The sequence below is a fragment of the Cellulomonas oligotrophica genome, assembly GCF_013409875.1.
Lineage (GTDB): Bacteria > Actinomycetota > Actinomycetes > Actinomycetales > Cellulomonadaceae > Cellulomonas > Cellulomonas oligotrophica.
This window is the reverse complement of record NZ_JACCBK010000001.1, coordinates 365777-381833: the sequence shown is the minus strand read 5'-3', so window position 1 is coordinate 381833 and position 16057 is coordinate 365777. Positions and strand designations below refer to the sequence as shown.

The 16057-nt window shown below is 75.7% G+C and carries 17 protein-coding genes; 7 read left to right on the top strand and 10 right to left on the bottom strand.

Annotation, left to right across the window (positions count from 1 at the left end):
• Positions 1-8: 8 nt before the first annotated feature.
• A complete protein-coding gene (locus BKA21_RS01730) occupies positions 9-857 on the bottom strand; it encodes a metal-dependent hydrolase (RefSeq protein ID WP_218886965.1) in 849 nt (282 codons plus the stop codon).
• A gap of 200 nt (positions 858-1057) precedes the next feature.
• Entirely contained in the window at positions 1058-1954 is an 897-nt protein-coding gene (locus BKA21_RS01725; protein ID WP_170208993.1) for a universal stress protein, read from the bottom strand.
• A 256-nt stretch (positions 1955-2210) separates the two neighbouring features.
• Between BKA21_RS01725 and BKA21_RS20075 the strand changes: the two genes are divergently transcribed.
• Together BKA21_RS20075 and BKA21_RS01715 are read left to right on the top strand one after the other, a co-directional pair.
• Positions 2211-2771 carry an RNA polymerase sigma factor gene (locus tag BKA21_RS20075; RefSeq protein WP_140458912.1) on the top strand — a complete coding sequence of 187 codons (561 nt, stop codon included), beginning with the start codon at positions 2211-2213 and terminating at the stop codon, positions 2769-2771.
• The gene (locus tag BKA21_RS01715) at positions 2764-3351 is read left to right on the top strand and encodes a methylated-DNA--[protein]-cysteine S-methyltransferase (protein WP_140458913.1); all 588 of its coding nucleotides are present in this window, start codon (positions 2764-2766) and stop codon (positions 3349-3351) included. The genes BKA21_RS20075 and BKA21_RS01715 overlap by 8 nt, the downstream gene beginning before the upstream one ends.
• Before the next feature lie 49 nt (positions 3352-3400).
• Here BKA21_RS01715 and BKA21_RS01710 read toward each other — a convergent pair whose 3' ends face one another.
• The 3 genes from BKA21_RS01710 to BKA21_RS01700 all read right to left on the bottom strand — a co-directional run bounded on the left by BKA21_RS01710 (position 3401) and on the right by BKA21_RS01700 (position 8299).
• Positions 3401-3820 carry a hypothetical protein gene (locus tag BKA21_RS01710; protein ID WP_239072785.1) on the bottom strand — a complete coding sequence of 140 codons (420 nt, stop codon included), beginning with the start codon at positions 3818-3820 and terminating at the stop codon, positions 3401-3403.
• Positions 3821-3825: 5 nt separating this feature from the next.
• Positions 3826-5325 (bottom strand): malate dehydrogenase (quinone), encoded by a 1500-nt coding sequence (gene mqo, locus BKA21_RS01705; protein ID WP_275406377.1) that lies wholly within the window; start codon positions 5323-5325, stop codon positions 3826-3828.
• Positions 5326-5512: 187 nt separating this feature from the next.
• The gene (locus BKA21_RS01700) at positions 5513-8299 is read right to left on the bottom strand and encodes a cellulose-binding domain-containing protein (protein WP_140458914.1); all 2787 of its coding nucleotides are present in this window, start codon (positions 8297-8299) and stop codon (positions 5513-5515) included.
• Between the two features lie 272 nt (positions 8300-8571).
• On the opposite strand from BKA21_RS01700, the gene BKA21_RS01695 reads away from it, so the two are divergent.
• The gene (locus tag BKA21_RS01695; RefSeq protein WP_140458915.1) at positions 8572-8784 is read left to right on the top strand and encodes a hypothetical protein; all 213 of its coding nucleotides are present in this window, start codon (positions 8572-8574) and stop codon (positions 8782-8784) included.
• 55 nt (positions 8785-8839) lie between these two features.
• On the opposite strand, the gene BKA21_RS01690 is transcribed toward BKA21_RS01695, so the two are convergent.
• The 4 genes from BKA21_RS01690 to BKA21_RS01675 all read right to left on the bottom strand — a co-directional run bounded on the left by BKA21_RS01690 (position 8840) and on the right by BKA21_RS01675 (position 12482).
• A complete protein-coding gene (locus tag BKA21_RS01690) occupies positions 8840-9994 on the bottom strand; it encodes an App1 family protein phosphatidate phosphatase (protein WP_140458916.1) in 1155 nt (384 codons plus the stop codon).
• Positions 9991-10554 carry a Dps family protein gene (locus tag BKA21_RS01685; protein ID WP_140458917.1) on the bottom strand — a complete coding sequence of 188 codons (564 nt, stop codon included), beginning with the start codon at positions 10552-10554 and terminating at the stop codon, positions 9991-9993. The genes BKA21_RS01690 and BKA21_RS01685 overlap by 4 nt, the downstream gene beginning before the upstream one ends.
• Before the next feature lie 102 nt (positions 10555-10656).
• Positions 10657-11541 carry a non-homologous end-joining DNA ligase gene (ligD, locus tag BKA21_RS01680; protein WP_140458918.1) on the bottom strand — a complete coding sequence of 295 codons (885 nt, stop codon included), beginning with the start codon at positions 11539-11541 and terminating at the stop codon, positions 10657-10659.
• Positions 11538-12482, bottom strand: coding sequence for an ATP-dependent DNA ligase (locus BKA21_RS01675; protein WP_140459211.1), 945 nt, complete (start codon positions 12480-12482; stop codon positions 11538-11540). Before BKA21_RS01675 ends, ligD begins: the two co-directional genes overlap by 4 nt.
• 117 nt (positions 12483-12599) lie before the next feature.
• Here BKA21_RS01675 and ku point away from each other — a divergent pair, with 117 nt between their 5' ends.
• The 4 genes from ku (at position 12600) to BKA21_RS01655 (ending at position 15459) form a co-directional block, all read left to right on the top strand.
• Entirely contained in the window at positions 12600-13481 is an 882-nt protein-coding gene (gene ku / locus BKA21_RS01670; protein WP_140458919.1) for a non-homologous end joining protein Ku, read from the top strand.
• Positions 13478-14530 (top strand): PHP domain-containing protein, encoded by a 1053-nt coding sequence (locus tag BKA21_RS01665; RefSeq protein ID WP_140458920.1) that lies wholly within the window; start codon positions 13478-13480, stop codon positions 14528-14530. Before ku ends, BKA21_RS01665 begins: the two co-directional genes overlap by 4 nt.
• A gap of 131 nt (positions 14531-14661) precedes the next feature.
• Positions 14662-14943: an HU family DNA-binding protein gene (locus tag BKA21_RS01660; protein ID WP_140458921.1), complete on the top strand. Its 282-nt coding sequence runs from the start codon at positions 14662-14664 to the stop codon at positions 14941-14943.
• A gap of 114 nt (positions 14944-15057) precedes the next feature.
• Positions 15058-15459: a Fur family transcriptional regulator gene (locus BKA21_RS01655; protein ID WP_140459212.1), complete on the top strand. Its 402-nt coding sequence runs from the start codon at positions 15058-15060 to the stop codon at positions 15457-15459.
• Positions 15460-15486: 27 nt separating this feature from the next.
• Here the strand turns inward: BKA21_RS01655 and BKA21_RS01650 are convergent, their stop codons facing one another.
• Positions 15487-15981, bottom strand: a complete 495-nt coding sequence (locus tag BKA21_RS01650; protein ID WP_140458922.1) for a DUF6328 family protein — start codon at positions 15979-15981, stop codon at positions 15487-15489.
• Between the last annotated feature and the right edge of the window lie 76 nt (positions 15982-16057).

The following is a 16057-nucleotide window of genomic DNA, read 5'->3' as shown; positions in this document are numbered from 1 at the left end:
ACCTGAGGTCAGACGCCGCCGGTGTGGACGGTGCCGACCACGGTCGAGGCGACCTCGACGAAGCGCAGCAGGACGGCGTCGGCGTCCAGGCCGAGCGACGTGAGGACACCGACCGCGATGGCGACGCCCACCCCGTAGGTGGCGTAGAGGCCGACAGGGACGACCATGATCCACTCGCGGGTCGACCCGGCGTTGCCCAGGACGGGCAGCGCGAAGTTCCCGCCGGAGCGCCACACGAGCTTCAGGACGGGACGCCGCGACCACCAGCGCGGCGGGCGCGGCTCCCAGGGCCACAGCAGCGGGACCCCGCCGGTGGTGAGCATGTCGCCGACGACGTGGACGGCGGCACCCAGGCCGACGGCGACTGGCAGCCACGTCCACTCCGTCGGGGCGGTGATCGTGATGAAGCCCGCGAGCGCGACGGCGAGGGTCCAGGCGCCGAGGCGGCTGTCGCCGGACAGGCCGAGGGCGCGGGCGGCGAAGGCGACGAGGAGCACGGAGATCAGGCCGGCGCCGATGGCGAGGTCGCCGAACCAGGGGGTGTCGAGGGTGACCTGCCCGGCGGCCCAGGCGAGGACGGTGAAGGCGGCGATGCCGAGGATCGAGTGGGTGCCGTTGCGGTGGCCGCCGGCGAGGACGCCGATGGCGTCGCAGACGACCTCGGAGACCGGGGGCAGGGAGTGGGCGATGGTGGCGTCGTGGTGGTCGGCGTCGGGCGCGAGGGCGGCGCCGGCGCAGACGAGGGCGCCGGCGACGACGCCGAGCGGGGAGACGGGGTACCAGCCGAGGGTGTAGGGCGCGGTGGAGGCGACGGCGACCCAGGCTGCGGCGCCGCTGGCGGCGTGGTGCGCGCCCATCACGGTGCGCCCACCTCGCAGGTGCAGGTGGTGGGGGCGTGCGGGGACGCGGGTCGGGCGTGGGCGCGGCGCGCGCGGCGCACGGGGGCCTCCGGTGCAGGTCAGCGGGCTGGTCGGCGCCTACCTCAGCGGTCGGGGGCGGGTGCGTCAAATGACCGGTGTGTCCTGCACGGGGCGTGTCGGGGGCGGGTGGCTGGTGGTCAGCGCAGGAGGGGCTCGTCGGGGACGTGGTCGTCGGGGGCGCCGTGGACGACGAGGACGGTGCAGGGGGCGTGGCGGACGGCCTCGTGGCTGACGGAGCCGAGGAGCATGCCGGGGAACGCGCCCAGGCCGCGGGACCCGACGACGAGGAGCTGGGCGTCGGCGGCGAGCTGGACGAGGGCGTGGGCGGGGTCGTCGTCGACGACGTGGAGGTCGGTGCGCAGGTCGGGGTGGTGGGCGACGAGGTCGTCGACGAGGGCGCGGGCGGCGACGCGGGTGGGGTCGTCCTCGGACGCGGGCGGCAGGTAGGCCAGGCCGTAGGGGGCCTGGACGGTGGGGCGGGCGTGGACGACGCGCAGGACGGCGTCGCGGGCGACCGCGGCTGCGGCCGCGGTGGTCGCGGCGTGGCGGGCGGCGCGGGAGCCGTCGACGCCGACGACCACGGGTGCGGGGTGCCCGTCGGGGGTGCGGGTGGTGGTGGGTCGGACGACGGCGACGGGGCAGCGGGCGTGGGCGGCGACGTGCGCGGCGACGCGTCCGGTGCGGTGGGGGCGGTGGCCGGCGCCGACGACGAGGAGGCGGGCGTCGGCGGACAGGTCGCGCAGCACGGCGGCGGGGTTGCCGTGGGGGCTGTGGGCGGTGATCGTCAGGTCGGGGTGGCGGGCCTGCTCGCGGGTGAGGACGTCGGCGAGGTGGGCGCGTGTGTCGGTGTCGACGACGACGTCGGGCAGGGTGAGGGTCCACGCCCACAGGGTCGCGTCGCGCGGCTCGGGGACGACCTCGACGAGGTCGACGGCTGCGCCGAGGCGGGTGGCCTCGGACAGGGCCCACGCCAGGACGTGCTCGCTGCCGGGCTCGCGGGTGAGCGCGACGACCACGGGACCGTCGGTACGCACGGTGACCACCTCCACGGCGGACGCTCGCCGGTGGGCGTCCTCGTCTCCACGGTGCGCCGGGTCCGGGCCCCTGGCAAGGGACGGAGGTCCGTCCGGTGCGGACCTCACGTCCTGGCCTGCCGGGACGTCGGGAGGAGGGTGGGGGCGTGGTGCCGGTGCCGCCGTCCCGGCGCGGCCCGGTGTGCGTCGGGCCGGGTCGGCATGCTGGTGCCAAGGGCCGTGGCGCGGATCGGGACGGGTGGGAGGTGGTGCAGGGGTGCGGGAGCCGTTCGAGGGCGTGGTGCGCGCGCACGGGCGCACGGTGCTGGCCGTGTGCCGGGCGCTGCTGCGTGACGACGGGGCGCAGGACGCGTGGTCCGAGACGTTCCTGTCGGCGCTGGTCGCGTGGCCCGCGCTGCCCGAGGACGCGAACGTCGAGGCGTGGCTGGTGACGATCGCGCGCCGCAAGGCCCTCGACGAGCTGCGCCGCCGCGGCCGGCACGCCGTCCCGACGGACCTGGACGACGGTGACGTGCACGTCGCGGCGCGCGGGCACGCGTCCGGGTCGGTCGAGGTGCCGGGGGACCGCGACCTGGACCTGTGGGCGGCCCTGACGGGTCTGTCGGACCGGCAGCGTCAGGTGGTGGTGCTGCACCACGTCGGCGGGATGCCCTACGCGGACGTGGCGCAGGTCGTGGGCGGGTCCGCCGTGGCCGCGCGCCGGGCCGGGGCGGACGGCGTCGCCGCGCTGCGCCGGGTGCTCGGTACGCACGGCCGTGCGGTGCCGTCCGGCATGCCGAGGACGCACGACGAGCGCACGGAGGTGGACGGTGCCTGAGCAGGAGCGGGACGACGCGCGCGAGCTGCAGGGTCTGCACGAGACGCTGGTCGAGCGGGCCGCGGCGCGGGGGCTGCTCGACGTGACCTACCGGGTGGTGGACTCCCCGGTCGGGGCGCTGCTCGTGGTCGGCGGGGAGCGCGGGGTGCTGCGCGTCGCGTTCGAGGTCCAGGACCACGAGGCCGTCCTGGACGACGTCGCGCGCCGCGTGAGCCCCCGGATCCTGCAGGGCGGGGCCCGCCTCGACCCGGTGCTGCGCGAGCTGGACGAGTACTTCGCCGGCGCCCGGCACCGGTTCGACGTCCCGGTGGACCTGCGACTGGCCACGGGGTTCCGCCGGGACGTCGTCGCCGCGCTGCCCGACGTCCCCTACGGGCGCACCGCGACGTACGCGCAGGTCGCCGCCGCGACCGGCCGGCCCCGGGCCGTGCGGGCGGTCGGGACCGCGTGCGCCCGCAACCCGGTACCGCTGCTGCTGCCCTGCCACCGCGTCGTGCGCTCCGACGGCACCCCCGGGCAGTACGCCGGCGGGGCGCCCGCCAAGCGTGTCCTGCTCGACCTGGAGGCGCCGCGGGGCTGACCCGCGCCACGGTGCATGACGACCGTGGCGCGGGCACCCGCCGTCGTGCTCAGCGCGTCCCGGGTCCGTCCGTCGACCCCGCGCCAGGCCCGGGGCCCGACGCCCCGCCCGCGGGCAGGGGCCAGTCCACCAGGCGCGGGATCCCCGCGGGTGCCACGGCCGCGAGCGCGAGGAACCGTGCCTCGGCGCGGTGCAGGCGGATGTGCTCGTCGAGGGACCACCCAGGTCCGTTGGTCAGGGTCATGCCGCAGGCGCAGGCGATCGTGACGTCGCCGTCGGCGGTGGTGCGGACCTGGCCGACGGTGGTGTGCTCGGTGAACGCCCGGACCTTGGCGTGGCGCATGGGCGCGCTGACGGGGACCGGCAGGTCGTCCCCGCCCCCGGGGGCACCGTCGGCGGGCGGGGCGGTCGCGGGCGTGGTGCCGGCGGGCCGGTCGGACGGTGCGCTGACGGGGGCGGGTGCGGTCACGGGGGTCAGTGTCCGCCGGTGGGGGCGTGGTCGTCGAGGCGGTCCTGCGCGACGAGGCGGTCGAGGTCGGCGTCCCAGGACGCCCCGAGGCTGGGCATCATCTCGTGCAGCACGGGCCGCCAGGCCTGCGCGCGGTCGGGGAAGCACCGCTCGAGCAGGTCGAGCATGGTCGCGGCGGCGGTCGACGCGCCGGGGGAGGCGCCGAGCAGGCCGGCGATGGTGCCGTCGGCGGACGTGACGAGCTCGGTGCCGAACTCCAGGACGCCGCCGCCGGGCCCGCGCTTGATGACCTGGACGCGCTGCCCGGCGGTGACGAGCTCCCAGTGCCGCAGGTCCGCGGTGGGCATGTACGCCCGCAGGGCCCGCAGGCGGGCGGTGCTGGTGGCGGTGACCTCGCGGACCAGGTACGTGAGCAGGTCGAGGTTGCGCAGCCCGACGGCGAGCATCGGCACGAGGTTGCCGGGGCGGATCGACCGCAGCAGGTCGGTCCAGGAGCCGGCCTTGAGGAACTTCATGCTCCAGCCTGCGTAGGGGCCGAACATGATCGCGTCGCCGCCGTCGACGGTGCGGGAGTCCAGGTGCGGCACGGACATCGGCGGGGCGCCGATCGCGGCCTTGCCGTAGACCTTGGCGCGGTGGGCGCGCACGAGGTCGGGGTCCGTGGTGCGCAGGAACTGCCCGGAGATCGGGAAGCCGGCGTAGCCGCGGATCTCCTTGATCCGCGAGCGCTGCAGCAGGTGCAGGGCGCCGCCGCCGGCACCGACGAACACGAAGCGGGCGGTGACGGTGCGTCGGCCGGTGCCGTTCCAGCGGCGGTCGCGCACGGTGACGCGCCAGCGGCCGTCGCGGGTGCGACGCAGGCGGGTGACCTCCGACGAGGTGTGGACGGCGACGCCGCGGGCGGTGGCGTCGGCGAGCATGGCGCGGGTGAGGGCGCCGAAGTCGACGTCGGTGCCGGTGGTGGCGCGGGTCGCGGCGACGGGCTCGTCGTCGTCGCGGCCGGCCATGAGCAGCGGTGCCCACTCGGCGATGGTCGCGGGGTCGGTGGTGAGCTCGAGGTCCGCGAACAGGGGGTGGGCGGCGAGGGCGGCGTGCCGGGCCTGCAGGTAGGCGACGTCGGCGGCGCCGCGGACGAACGTCATGTGGGGGGTGGGGGTGCAGAACTGCCCGGCGCCGGGCAGGCGCCCGTGGGTGGCGAGGTGGTCCCAGAGCTCGCGGGAGATCTCGAACTGCTCGTTGATGGCGACGGCCTTGGTGATGTCGACGGTGCCGTCGGGGCGTTGCGGGGTGTAGTTCAGCTCGCACAGCGCGGCGTGGCCGGTGCCGGCGTTGTTCCAGGGGTTGGAGCTCTCGAGGGCGGGGGCGTCGAGTCGTTCGTGGACCTCGATGGTCCAGCCCGGCTCGAGGGTGGTGAGGAGTGAGGCGAGGGTCGCGCTCATCACCCCGCCCCCGACGAGGAGGATGTCGACGTCTGCGGCGCTGCGGTCGGTCGTCCGTGGTTCCACGCGTCGCGATGTTATGTCGACGTCAAGAGATCTTCGTCCCCCCCCGGGTGTGATCTTCGTCTCCCCGTCGCTGACCAGCGGGTTCGCCCCGGGACGGACGACGCCCGGCCGGTCCGTGAGACCGTCCGGGCGTCGTCCGGGCAGGCGGCCCGCGCCGGGAGTCAGCGTCGCGGGCCGCACCGCCGCGTCAGCCGGTCGTGCACGTCGACCCGTTCAGCGTGAACGCCGTCGGGTTGACGTTCGTGCCCGTGTGCGACCCGTTGAAGCCGATGTCGACGCTCGCCCCGGGGGCCAGGGCGCCGTTCCACGCCGCGTTGGTCGCCGTCACCTGGGTGCCGGACTGCGACCACTGCGCCGACCAGCCCTGGGTGACCTGCTGGCCGCTGCCGAACGCGAACCGCAGGGTCCAGCCCTGCAGCGTCGCCGCCGACGTGTTCGTGATCCGCACGCCACCGGTGAACCCGGTGCTCCAGCTGTTCGCCGTGTAGGTCACCCGGCACGCACCGGCCGCGGTGGGCGTCGGGGTCGGGCTCGGCGTCACGGTGGGGGTCACCGTCGGCGTCGGGCTCACGGTCGGCGTGGGTGTCACCGTGGGTGTCACCGTGGGGGTCGCCGTGGGCGTCGGCGTCGGTGTGACCGTCGGGGTCGGCGTCGGTGTCGGTGTGACCGTCGGGACGGACCCGCCGTCCTCGCCCACGACCACGCCGCGACCGTTCGTGCCAACGTACACCCGCCCGAAGACGTCCGGGTCGCCCGTGATGACGGACCCCGTCCACGCGTACTGGTGCTCGTCGTCGTTGATCCGGACCCACGTGGCGCCGCCGTCGACCGACCGGAAGAAGCCCCGCACGCCCTGGTACTGCGACGTGGAGTAGATCGCCGGGTACGACGCCCCCGGAGCCGCCTTGCCGAACCCCACGGCGCCGCCGTCGGTGAACCCGGGGACCACGGTGAACGTGACGCCCCCGTCGGTCGAGCGGTACATGCCGTCCGCACCGGCCAGCCACACGTGACCGGCCTTGCCGGGCACCGCCCCGAACCGGACGTTGCCCTCGGCGGGCAGCACCGTCGTCGCCGACGCGGTGAACGACGCCCCGCCGTCCGTGGAGCGGTAGAACGTCCCGGCCGCGTACGCGTAGAAGACCTTCGGGTCCACCCGGTCGGCCTCGACCCGGGCACCGGCCGGGACACCCGTCGACGCCGTCCACGACGAGCCGAGCGTCGTCGAGCGGTGCACGCCCGTGCCGGCCGGGCTCCACACGATCGTCGACCCGTCCGCGGCCATCGCGACGGTGCCGCCGCCGGTGACGCCGGACGGCTGCTGCCCGGCCCACCAGCTCGACCCCGACGACGTCGACACCCCGATGTGGGACTCCACGGTGCCGTCGACGGCCTGCCCGACCCGCACCATCGTCGCGGGCTTCGCCTCGGCGAAGTCCACCCCCGTGACCGACCCGTGGTACGGCTGGGTGAACATCTGCGACGGGACCGTCGAGATGTCCGTGTGCACGAACCCGCCGATGTCCCCCAGCCCCGAGACCAGCTCCACGGCCCCGGGCGGAGCGGCCAGGTCCAGCACCGCGGTCTCCTCGATGCCCTGCGCACGGACCTCGATGTCGACGGTGCCCCCGGTGTCCCACGCGGTCAGGTCGTCGGTCCCGTAGACGGTGGCTCCCGTGCCGTAGAGCGCGCCGTCCGAGTCGAAGGGGTCGATCTCGAACGACTCGACCATCCACCCCAGCTTCACCAGCGGCTCGGCCGGCGGCGCCGACGTCTTGCCGAACGTCAGCCACGGCGCGCCGGAGTAGTCCAGGTCGTAGCGCAGGTCCCTGTTCGGGTAGCCCGCCCAGTCCCAGATCCGCGACCACGTGGCCCCCCGGTCCGTGGACCGGAAGATCTGCACGTCCGGCCACCACGACATCTGCGTCGTCACCATGATCGTGTCCGGGTCCTGCCGGTCGACCGTCAGGCCCGAGTACCCGAAGTACGCGTCCGCGCTCGACGACGGCACGGGGGAGACCGACGTCCACGTCCCCGTCGCGGTGTCCAGGCGCCACACGTCGCCCTTCCCGCCGTCGTACGGGCCGCCGGTGTCGCTCGTCGCGACGTACAGCTGCCCGCCGACCTCGTCGAGCACACCCTTGTGCGGCACGAAGCCCGTCGGCTGCCCCGGGACGGCCTGCCACGTCGCCCCCGCGTCGGTGGACCGGTAGATGCTCTCCTCCTTGTCGGCCACCCCCACGTAGATCTCCCGCGTCGGGGAGCCCGCGGTGCCGCTCGTGGGGTCGAACGTCACCCACACCACGCCCTGCGGCACCGTCAGGTACTCGTTGCTCGACGTCGGGTCCGCCACGTAGTCCCCGGGGTTCGGGAAGCTCGTGACCTGCGCCCACGTCACACCCCGGTCCGTCGAGCGCCACAGGCCGTTGCCGTCCTCCGCACCCAGGTACAGCACCCGGTTGTCGTTCGGGTCGACCTGCAGGCGCTCACCCATCCCGCGGCCGGGCATGTTCCCGCCGACCTTGAACGGCAGCATCGTCCGCTGCCACGTCTCGCCCCGGTCGTCCGAGCGCAGGACCGCACCGTTCTGCGGGTCCCACGAGTTCGTGTACGTGCCCACCGCGGCGTACACCCGGTCCGGGTCGACCGGGTCGGGTGCGATCGACAGCACCCCCGAGTGGCTCCAGTCGTCCCACCCCACGTGGTCCAGCAGCGGCACCCACCGGCGCGTGGCCGGGTCCATCCGGTACGCACCGCCGATGTCCGTGCGGGCGTACACCAGGCCCTGCTCGGCCCGGCTGTACACGATCCCCGGGACGAAGCCGCCGCCGACGATCTCGACGTTGCCCCAGTCGTACGCCGACGCCGCAGCGGCCGGTGCCGCGTCGGCCACACCGGCCGCCACGCCACCGGCGACCAGCGCGGCCGCGACACCGGCCGCCGCCCACGGGCCCAGAAGAGGAGGGACGCGCATCGTTGCACTCCTTCACCACGCGGCCCGAGCCCCCGGGGCCGTCCCGGGAGGAGCGGGGAGCCCGCGAGCGCGGCCCCGCCACCGCGGCCGTCACGCTATCGATGCGCTTCGACGACCGGGCAGGGACCGAAGCGTTTAGCCGTGCCTGAGTGGCCGCGCCCGGCACCCGCCGCGACCGGGCCCGGCGCCGGCACCGGACCGCCACGACGTCGTCACCGTCCCGGCACCGTGAGCAGGTGCGGACCACCGTCCGAGCGCGGTACAAACGGGTCATGAGCAGGCACCGCGACACCGACCTCACGTCCGACCCCTCGGCCGAGCACCTCGCCGACGCACCCCTGCTCGAGGCAGAGCTGCACGCCGCCGACGCCCGCTCCGGCGGCGATCCGGCCCGCGCGCCCCGGTCCCTGCGGGCGGCCGAGCTCGTGCCCGACGACGAGGCGATCGCCTCCAGCGAGGACTGGGACGACCCGCAGCGTCTGTGACGCGACCGCACCGGTGGTGCTCCCGGGGTTCCGGGGGCACCACCGGTGCGGTCGATCAGGCCTGGGCGGTGAGCAGGCCGTGCGTGCGCGCCGCGCGCAGCAGCTCGACGCCGTCGGCGCCCTCGAGGACGGGCACGCCGCCGCGTGCCGTGTCGTCCTCGGCCTCGCCGGTCCCGGCGGGCCGGGCCGGCGCACCGTGGGACAGCACGTGCTCGCCCGGTGTCAGGCGGCGCACGAGGACGGCGCGCACGTGCTCGGGGTGGTGCTCGACGGCGCCGGCGTAGATCACCGGGTCGTGCTGCCCGTCGTCGCCGACGAGCGTCCACCGCACCTGCGGCAGGTCGGTGAACAGCCGCCGCAGCTGCGTGACCTTGTGCGTCGGGCCGGACCGGAACCAGCCGGTGTTCGTCGGCCCCCAGTCCGTCAGCAGCAGCGGACCCACCGGCAGGTCGTGGCGGCGCAGGAACCGGGCGATCGCCGGTGCGGCGTTCCACGCCCCCGTCGACAGGTACACGACCGGGCGGGCGGGGTCGTCGCCGCCCAGCGCCCGGTACAGGCCCGCCATGCCGGGCACGGGTTCGCGGGCGTTCTCGTGGCGGACGAACACGTTCCACGCCGCGACGAGGGGCCGGGGCAGGCGGGTGACCATGACGGTGTCGTCGATGTCCGAGACGATCCCGTCCACCGGGTCCGGGCCGACGACCAGCACGGGTGCGGTCGCGCGGGCGCCGTCGATCGACGTGAGGGTGATCTCGTGCCACCCCGGGGGCAGGTCCGCCTCGACGAGCGCGTCGAGGTACCCGCCCCGGTCGGTCGTCAGGGTGTGCACGCGCCCGCCGACGTGCGCGAGGACCTGCGCGCCGGCGACTGACGCGGTGAAGAACGAGCGGAAGCCCCGCACGGCGGGCTGCTCGTGCGACGTGTCGTCCTGGCCCGGCAGGTCGTCCTGCCCGACGGTCGGTGCCGCCAGGAGCGTGCGGGCTAGGACCCGCACGCGTCCGCCGGTGCCATACCCGGTGTAGCCGACGATCCGCAAGGTCCAGCCGCGCCGGCGCAGCAGCGCCGCCAGGGCCGTGTCGAACCGGTCCTCGAGGCGGGCGGCCACGTGCAGGCGGGGCGGGGGGACGTCCAGGCGGGGCTGGACGCGCCCGGTGCGCAGCCCGGCCCCGTCGGACGTGCCGACGGGGCCGGGCCGGGAGGACGTGCTCACGCGTCGGCGCGGTCCGCCGCCGCCGCGGCGTCCCGCTCGGTGCTCGCGCCGGCGGTCGACAGCTCGCCGCCCGCGGACTCCAGGTGCGCGCGCACGAACCAGTGGAACAGCTCCAGGTCGTGCAGGTGCCCGATGAGCAGGTCGTTCGTCACGTCGTCGAGGGCCTCCGCGGCCTCGGCGGCCTTGCGGTGGTCGGTGATGACGCCGATGTACACCTCGTCGAGGGCGCCCAGGTGCGCCGTCGTCGACGCGCGGCCGATCGAGTAGTCGTTCCAGGTGCGGGCCTTGACCAGGGCGCCCGGGGTGCCCTGGGGTGCGACGCCGAGGGTCGCGATGCGCTCGGCGATCGCGTCGACCATGGCCCGCACGGCGTCGACCTGCGGGTCGATCATCTCGTGCACGGCGATGAAGTGGGGGCCGACGACGTTCCAGTGGATGTGCTTGAGCGTCAGGGCGAGGTCGTTGAGGGCGTGCAGGCGGCCCTGCAGGATCGCCGCGAGCTCGGCGCCGTCCTCAGGGGTCAGCGAGGGGACCGTGTAACGGGGCAGGTCGCGCGCCATGGGGTGAGTCTCCTTCGGGCCCAGGGGGCCGTCGTGGGTGGGACGTGACCACGCTGCCAAAGGTCGCCGGTGCCCGCCATCGGAGCCGCCGTCCCCAGGACGTCAGGCGTCGAACGGGTCGCCCTCGGCGGCGAGCCGGGCGACCGCCTGCGCCGCGTCCAGCTGGGCCAGGTCCGGGCCGATCTCGTCCCACCGGCGGGGCGCGGCGACGGTCGGGCGGTCGCGGCCGCGCAGCGACCACGGCGTGATCGTGGTCTTCGCGGGGTGGTTCTGCGACCAGTCCAGCAGGACCCTGCCGCCGCGCACGTCCTTGCGCATGACGGCCACCACGAGGCCCGGGTGCGCCGCGGCGAGGTCGTGCGCGAGGGTGCGGGCGTAGGCGCGCACGTCGGCCGCCGGTCGGGGTGCGGGCAGCGGCGCGTACAGCTGCAAGCCCTTCGAGCCGGATGTCACGGGGACGGTGCGGGTCAGCCCGTCGGTACGCAGCCGGTCCGCGACGAGGTGGGCGACGCGCGCGCACGCGGCCAGGTCCGCGCCCGGGCCGGGGTCGAGGTCCACCACCAGACGGTCCACGTCACGCACGTGCCCGGTCGCGTCGACGCTCCACTGGGGGGTGTGCAGCTCCAGCGCGGACGCGTTCGCCGCCCACACCAGCCCCGGCAGGGAGTCCAGCACCGGCAGGTCCAGGGTCGTGCCCTCGTCGTCGGTGCCCGGTGACGCCGGCAGCCGGTGGTGCCGCAGCCAGGGCGGGGCGCCCCGGGGCACGTTCTTCTCGAAGAACCGCGGCCCGCCGGTGCCGTGCGGCCACCGGACCCGCGTGACCGGGCGGTCGCGCAGCTGCCGCAGCAGCGCCGGGGCCACCTGCACGACGTAGTCGATGACCTCGGCCTTCGTGAAGCCCGACGGGTACAGGACCTTGTCCAGGTGCGTGACCCGCACCGGCACGCCGTCGACGTCCAGGCTCTGGCCGGACCCCTGCGGGCTCACCGGGACTCCCACGGGTCGACGTCGGCGTCGGTGCGCGCGCCCAGGACCACGGGCTGGCGCAGCCGCCCCGACGGGGTCCGGGTCAGGTACCGCACGTCGACCGCCACGTCGGGCTCCACCCACACCGTGCCGCGGGCGTCGACGGCCGGCACGGGGTCCGCCACCGCGCACCGCACCGCCGGGGCGTGCCGCAGCCGCCCGTCCAGGTCACGGCCCACCGGCCCGCCCAGGCCCGAGCCGGCGCGCCCCAGGTACCGCAGCGCCCCCGACGCGTCCGGGGCGACCAGCAGCACCGCGCCCAGCCGGCCCGTCCCCGTCGACTCCGGCCGCCACCCCGCGACCAGGGCCGTGCGCACGTGCCGGTGCGGGGCCTTGACCCAGTCCGGCGACCGCACCCCCGGCCGGTACGGCGACGCCACCCGCTTGGACACCACACCCTCCAGCCCCTGCTGCGCGGTCGCGTCCCACAGGGCCGCACCGTCGTCGTACAGCGGCGAGACGTGCACCGTGCCCGGCAGGTCGGGCGCCACGTCGTCGAGGACCTCCCGGCGCCGGGCGAACGGGGCGCCCGTCAGGTCCTGCCCGTCGTGGCGCAGCACGTCGAACACCACGAGCGCCACCGGCCGGGCCGCGGCGAGCGCCGCCGCCCGGCGGGCGTCTCGCACGTGCATGCGGTCCGCGAGCGCGGTGAACGAGGGGCGGCCGTCGGCGAGCAGGACGACCTCCCCGTCCAGGACGGTGCCGCCCGCGAGCGCGGGCACGGCCGCCAGGGGCGCGAGCTCGGGGTAGGCGACGGTGGTGTCGCGGCCGGTGCGGGCGGTCACGTGCCAGGTGCCGTCGTGGACGGTCACGAGGGCGCGCACGCCGTCCCACTTGACCTCGTGGGCCCAGCCCGGGCCCGCGGGCGGGCGGCCGGGCGGTGGTGCCGCGGTGGCGAGCATGGGCTGCACGGGTCCATCCTGCCGGGAAGGGGTGCGCCGGTCGCGGCAGCGGCAGGGGCCCGGTCCGTGGGGCGGGCGGGGCCGGTGCGCCCGCCGGGGCGGGGCGGGGAGGCGTGCGTGCGGGCGATCTGGAAGGGCGCGGTGGCGTTCGGGCTGGTGAACGTGCCGGTGCGGCTGTACGCGGCGACGGGGGAGCACGAGGTGCGCCTGCACCAGGTGCACCGCGACGACGGCGGACGGATCCGGTACCGGAAGGTCTGCTCGGTGTGCGGTGAGACGGTGGAGTGGTCGGACGTGGCCAAGGGCTACGAGACCGGCGACGGTGAGCTCGTGGTCCTCGACGACGAGGACCTCGCGGGCCTGCCGTTGTCGACGGAGCGGGAGATCGACGTCCTGGAGTTCGTGCCGGCGGAGCAGGTGGACCCGGTGATGCTGCAGAAGACGTACTACCTGGAGCCGGAGCGGTCGGCGGCCAAGCCGTACGCGCTGCTGCGGGGGGCGCTGGAGGCGACGGACCGGGTGGCGGTGGTGAAGGTCGCGATCCGGCAGCGGGAGGCGATGGCGGTGCTGCGGGTGCGGGACAGGGTGATCTGCCTGCAGACGCTGCTGTGGCCGGACGAGGTCCGCGAGGCGGACTTCCCGGTGCTGGACGAGGACGTGACGGTGCGCCCGCAGGAGCTGACGATGGCGTCGTCGCTGGTGGAGTCGTTGGCGGGGGACTTCGACCCCTCGCAGTACGAGGACGCGTACGCGGCGGCGCTCGAGGAGCTCATCGAGACGAAGGTGTCGTCGGGCGACACCCGGTCGGCGCCGGCGTCCGCCGGCCAGGAGGACGCCGCCGGCGGCGAGGGCGAGGGCGCGCAGGTCGTGGACCTGCTGGCCGCGCTCCAGCGCAGCGTGGACCGTGCACGGTCGGCGCGTGAGGGCACCGTGGACGGTGCGAAGGACGGCGGGGACGGCGGCGGACGGGACGAGGCACCGGCGGCGAAGGCCCGGTGAGCCCGGCCGACGAGGACCGGCGCGAGCGTGCGGTCGCGGCGCTGCGGCGTGCGGCGTTCCTGCTGGAGCGCGCGCAGGCGTCGAGCTACCGGTGCCAGGCGTACCGGACGGCCGCGACCGTCGTCGAGGGCACCGACGCGGCACGGCTGGGGTCGCTGGTGGCGGCAGGGTCCGTGACGGACCTGCCGTCCGTCGGGGCCCGCACGGCGGACGTCGTGGCACGGACGTGGGCGGGGGAGCCCGTGCGAGCGCTCGTCGACCTGGAGGAGCAGGCCGCGGCGGTGGACGCGGCACGCACCGACCCGGGCGCCGTCGCGCTGCACCAGGCGCTGCGGGGGGACCTGCACGCGCACTCCGACGCGTCCGACGGGTCGACCTCGGTGCAGGAGATGGTCCTGGCCGCGATGGGGCTGGGCCGCGAGTACCTGGCCGTCACGGACCACTCGCCGCGGCTGCGGGTCGCGAACGGGCTGTCGGCGGCACGCCTGCGCGCCCAGGTGCAGCAGGTGCGGGCGCTCGCGGGAGCGGTGGCGCCGTTCGACGTGCTCACGGGCATCGAGGTCGACGTCCTCGACGACGGGACCCTCGACCAGGACCCGGACCTGCTCGACGAGCTCGACGTCGTCGTCGCGTCGGTGCACTCGAAGCTGCGGATGGACGCCCCGGCGATGACGCGCCGCCTGCTGCGGGCGGTGGCCGACCCGCGCACGGACGTGCTGGGGCACTGCACGGGCCGGCAGGTCACGGGCCGGCTGCGCCCGCCGAGCCAGTTCGACGCCCGGGCCGTCTTCGAGGCCTGCGCGGAGCACGGGGTCGCCGTCGAGGTGAACTGCCGCCCGGACCGGCTCGACCCCCCGCATGCGCTCCTCGCGGTCGCCGTGGAGGTGGGCTGCGAGCTGAGCATCGACTCCGACGCGCACGCCCCGGGGCAGCTGGACTGGACGTGGACGGGGTGCGAGCGGGTGGCCGCGCACGGGGTGCCGGCGGAGCGGGTGATCACCACGTGGACGGCCGAGCGGGTCCGCGCGCGGGGACGTCGTGGCCGGTGAGCGGTGCGCTGACGCAGCATCATCGCGTCTGTGGGGCTAGGGTCTGGCACCGTGCGTCGGGCCGAGCCCCGCACGACGCCGTCCCGGGTCGCCGGGCCGGCAGCAACCGAACGACAAGGAGCACACCACTCGTGAGCGTCAACCGCACCGAGCTCGTCCAGGCCGTCGCGGCGAAGGCCGGGCTGTCCAACGCCGACACCGACAAGGCCCTCAAGGCCTTCCAGGAGGTGCTCGTCGAGCAGCTCGCCGCCGGCAACGACGTGTCTCTGCCGGGCTTCATCGCCTTCGCGCGCGCCGAGCGTGCCGCTCGCACGGGTGTGAACCCGCAGACGGGCGAGAAGATCGAGATCCCCGCGGGCCACCGCGTGAAGATCACCGCGGGCAGCACGCTCAAGCGCGCCGTCCAGGGCTGACCTGACGTGCGTGACGCGCCCGGGCGGTCGCCCGGGCGCGTCACGTATCCTGCTGGGAGCAGTTCTCGACAGCGGTCCGGCCCGGGCGGGCCGGTGACCGCACCGGAGGTGACCATGGCCGTCGTGCAGCGACGTACCCGCCAGCGCGCGGAGATCGTCGACCTCCTCGACGAGCTCGAGGAGTTCCGGTCCGCGCAGCAGCTGCACGAGATCCTCCGGGACCGCGGCTCGAGCGTCGGCCTGGCCACGGTGTACCGGGCCATGCAGAACCTCGCCGGGTCGGGCGACGTCGACGTCCTGCGGACCGCCGACGGCGAGGCCGTGTACCGCCGCTGCGCGGTGTCCCGCCACCACCACCACCTGGTCTGCCGCTCCTGCGGCGCCGCGGTGGAGATCGACGGACCGAACGCCGAGGCGTGGGCGGCGCAGGTCGCAGCCGCGCACGGGTACGGCGACGTCGAGCACACGATCGAGCTCGTCGGCACCTGCGCGACCTGCCGGGCCGCGCAGGCCTGAGCACGGCACCACGGCCCGGCGGGGGACTCAGCCCCGGGCGCGACGCACGATGAGGTGCGGCACCGCCACCCACGCGAGCGCCACCAGCAGCGCCAGGCCCGCGGCGACGGTCCACCCGGCCGGACGCGAGACCACGACGTCGAACAGCAGCATCGCCGCACCGATCAGCACCAGCGCGAGCGCCCCCAGGCCCGCCCGGGCGAACGCGTGCGCGGCGTCGACGAGCTCGGCCTTCAGCCCCCGACGGAACAGCAGCCGGTGCAGGCTCACCGGCGTCACGATGAGCACCGTCGCGACCGACGCCAGCACCACCAGCACCAGGTACAGGCGCACCTGGTAGGCGTCCAGGTCGGAGAACCGCTGCTGGAACGGCAGCGTCAGCAGGAACCCGGTCAGGATCTGCGTGCCCGTCTGCGTCACCCGCAGCTCCTGCAGCAGCTCCTCCCAGTTGCGGTCCATGCGCTCGACGAACGACTCGTCGCGACCGTGCGACGGGTCGTGGTGCTGCGGCTGCTCGCCCATGCGGGGCCGTCTCCTCCCGGGGCGCGCACGCCCGTGCCGTGCCCGCCCGGCGGCGGGGCTGCACGGATCATGCCGC